The sequence below is a fragment of the Streptomyces thermocarboxydus genome, from assembly GCF_024760485.1.
Classification (GTDB): domain Bacteria; phylum Actinomycetota; class Actinomycetes; order Streptomycetales; family Streptomycetaceae; genus Streptomyces; species Streptomyces cellulosae.
In genome coordinates this window covers 651,775-654,942 of record NZ_CP058273.1, presented here as the reverse complement: position 1 = coordinate 654,942, position 3,168 = coordinate 651,775, and the positions used below count along the sequence as shown (strand labels likewise).

The 3,168-nt window shown below is 76.7% G+C and carries 4 protein-coding genes; 2 read left to right on the top strand and 2 right to left on the bottom strand.

All coding sequences use genetic code 11. The features are described from left to right. On the bottom strand, positions 1 to 781 hold a 781-nt coding region (locus tag AY578_RS03000), incomplete at its 3' end, for a glycosyltransferase (RefSeq protein ID WP_258901984.1). A 39-nt stretch (positions 782 to 820) separates the two neighbouring features. On the opposite strand from AY578_RS03000, the gene AY578_RS02995 reads away from it, so the two are divergent. Both AY578_RS02995 and AY578_RS02990 read left to right on the top strand, forming a co-directional pair. Next, positions 821 to 1,615: a glutamate racemase gene (locus AY578_RS02995; RefSeq protein ID WP_019526919.1), complete on the top strand. Its 795-nt coding sequence runs from the start codon at positions 821 to 823 to the stop codon at positions 1,613 to 1,615. A gap of 49 nt (positions 1,616 to 1,664) precedes the next feature. Continuing rightward, positions 1,665 to 2,207 carry a hypothetical protein gene (locus AY578_RS02990; protein ID WP_019526918.1) on the top strand — a complete coding sequence of 181 codons (543 nt, stop codon included), beginning with the start codon at positions 1,665 to 1,667 and terminating at the stop codon, positions 2,205 to 2,207. A gap of 321 nt (positions 2,208 to 2,528) precedes the next feature. On the opposite strand, the gene AY578_RS02985 is transcribed toward AY578_RS02990, so the two are convergent. Next, the coding region (locus AY578_RS02985; RefSeq protein WP_258901981.1) for an O-antigen ligase family protein at positions 2,529 to 3,168 on the bottom strand (640 nt) is incomplete at its 5' end.

Genomic DNA, 3,168 nt, shown 5'->3' with positions numbered 1-3,168 from the left:
CCCCGCCCCCGCCGCTCCGCTTGACCGCGCGGGCCACGGCCACGTCGTCGATCACGGCGTGCCGCACGGCGTCCGGGATACGCGCCCGCGCGGCGGCGTCGGCGCGCAGCAGCACACAGCCGCCTGCCGCCGCGGCCGTCCGCGACCCAGGCCGGGAGATCCGGCGGAACGGGTAGAGCTGCGCGAAGAAGAACACGAACGCCGGCACGACCAGCCGCTCCCACAGGCTCTCCACCCGCAGCCGCGCCATCTGCGACACGAGGTCGAAGCCGCCCGTCCGGGCCGCCGCCACCAGCCGCCGCAGACTGTCCGGGGCGTGCGCGATGTCGGCGTCCGTCAGCAGCAGGTACTCCGGGTCCCGGGCGCGGGCCGCCTCCATGCCGTGCCGCACCGCCCACAGCTTGCCCGTCCACCCGGCCGGCGGCTCCCCGGGCGAGGCCACGGTGAGCGGCAGACCGCCCTGCCGCCGCGCCAGCTTCCGGGCGAGGTCCCCGGTGCCGTCCGAGCTGCCGTCGTCGACCAGGAAGATTTCCGCGCGGCCCGGGTAGTCCTGGGCGAGCAGCGACGGCAGGCTCGCGGGCAGCACCGCCGCCTCGTCCCGCGCGGGCACCACGACGCACACGTCCGGCCACAGGTCCGGCCGCTCGTCCGGTTCGCGCGACGCCGGAAGCCGTACGTCCGTGCGCCAGAACCACCCCTGGAACAGCAGCAGCCACAGCCAGGCGGCGAGGGACACGGCGGCACTCCACACGACGGCGCTCACGTCCGCAGTCTGCCCCACGGCACGGCCCCGCAGCGGCTCATCGTCTATCGTGGCCGGGTGAAGATCGCGCTCATGGACTCCGGAATCGGACTGCTGGCGGCCACCGCCGCGGTACGGCGACTGCGCCCCGACGCCGATCTGGTGCTCTCCCTCGACCCCGACGGCATGCCCTGGGGACCGAGGACGCCGGCCGACCTCACCCGGCGCGCCCTGGCCGTCGCCGAGGCGGCCGCCGTGCACCGGCCCGACGCCCTGATCGTCGGCTGCAACACCGCCACCGTGCACGCCCTCACCGCCCTGCGCGCCCGCCACGAGCCGGACTTTCCGGTCGTCGGCACCGTCCCCGCCATCAAGCCGGCCGCGGCCGGCGGCGGACCGCTCGCCATCTGGGCCACCCCCGCCACCACGGGCAGCCCCTACCAGAGCGACCTGATCAAGCGGTTCGCCGCGGACGTCACCGTCACCGAGGTGCCCTGCTGGGGACTGGCCGAGGCCGTGGAGCGCGCGGACGACGCGGCGATCGACGAGGCCGTGGCCGCGGCCGCCGCGCTCACCCCGGACGACGTCACCACCGTCGTCCTCGGCTGCACCCACTACGAGCTGGTCGCCGACCGCATCCGCGCCGCCGTGCCGAGCCCGGGACCGCAGCCGCTCGCCCTGCACGGCTCCGCCGGCGCGGTGGCCGCCCAGGCCCTGCGGCGGCTCGGCGAGCAGCCCGCCCCCGACGCCCCCGCCACCGGCACGCTCACCGTGCTGCTCAGCGGACGCCCGGGCGCGCTGCCCGAGGCCGCCCTCACCTATCCGGAGGGCGGACTGCTCCAGGCGGCCGTCCCTGCCCGGACGGCCCAGTAACGCCCCGCGAGGCGGTACCGGCTCAGCGGATCCTGAGTAACCTCGAGGCATGAGGGACCACCGCTCAGGTGAGCACGCCCCGTACTCCGAGGTCTGGACCGGTCGCGCCACCGCCCGCTTCCAGTGGCTGCTGGCGCTGATCGGCGCCGCCTGCATGGCGCTCGGCATCGGCCTGGCCGTCGACTCCGCGTGGACGTCCGGGGTCGCACCGCTCGCCATGGCCGTCGTCGGCTGCATCGCGGCCGGACTCCTGGTGCTGTTCGGGACCCTCGCCTTCGTGCACGTCGCGCTGCGGGTCGACGCGGACCACCTGGAGGTGCGCTGCGGCCACATCGGCGTGCCGCGCCGCCGCATCCCGTTGTCCCACGTCGCCGGCGCGGACTTCGTCCCGTACGTCACCCCCCGCCACTGGGGCGGCTGGGGCTACCGCTGGCGCCCCGAGAAGGGCACGGCGGTCGTCGTCCGCCGCGGCGAGGGGCTCGTCCTCCGTCTCGCGGACGGCCACACCTTCACCGTCACGGTGGACGACGCGGAGGCGGCGGTCCGCGTGATCCGGGACCGGCTGCGGCTGGGGCGGGCGGACAAGGTCTGAGCGGGCGCGCTTCGGCGCGCGGCACCTTTTCGACCGGTCGGGCGTGAGCCGCCCCCAGCGCTGAGACGCGGAGTTGGCCGTCGTACGCGCGTCCCGGGCAGCGCTCGTGGGGCGCTGCCATCCGAACGGCCCGCCGGGCGGCGGGCGGGGCCGGGGCGCGCATCACGTGGGCGGCACGGTGTTCGCCGTCCGCGGGCCAGGTTGCGGTCCGGGGCGCATGGCCGGATCCGGCATCCCGGGAGCTGGGGGCGCGGGACGTGAGTTCGGGGGACACGTCGTCCCCGTACCGCTGCGGCTCGTGAGCGAGTCACGAGCCGCCTTTCACCGAACGGCCCCTCCGCGTACCTCCCCCGCGCGGCGAGCCGTGTCCAGGGCGTACGGGCGGGACGTGGCGAGGCCCGCGAGGTAGCCCGTGCCCACCGCGACCGCCGTGAAGCTGAGGGCGTTGCCCAGCGTGGCGACCGCCGCCAGCGCGGTCAGGGCGGCGGCCGCCGTCAGCGCCACCGGCGTCGGGCGCGGGCTGCGCCACAGGGCGTACAGCAGCCAGCCGAACACCGCCGCCAGCAGCACCACACCGACGACACCCTGTTCCGCCGCGAGCTGGAGCGGAGCCGAGTGCGGCTTGCCGTCGGACGCCGGCGATCCCAGGGACGCCGCGCTCAGCTCGCCGAAGCGTCCCGGTCCCACCCCCAGGCCCGCATGCGTACGGGCCAGGCCGAGCGCGTCCTGCCACAGCGCCACCCGGTGCGGGGTGAGACGCCCTTCCAGCGACGCGGCGAAACCTTCCGGCACCGCGCCCCCGGCGACGGCCCAGGTCAGCCCGGCCGCTCCGGCGGTGATCACGCCCAGTCCGGCGAGGGCGACGCCACGGCGCCGTACCCGGCCGGCGGCCAGCGAGCCCGCCAGCACCAGCGCCGCGGCCACACACCCCGTGACCGAGCCCAGCACCGCGGCCGTCACC

Excerpts from the sequence above, each read along its gene's own strand:
- AY578_RS02990 (WP_019526918.1), top strand. The coding sequence starts at position 1,665 with ATGAGGGACCACCGCTCAGGTGAGCACGCCCCGTACTCCGAGGTCTGG.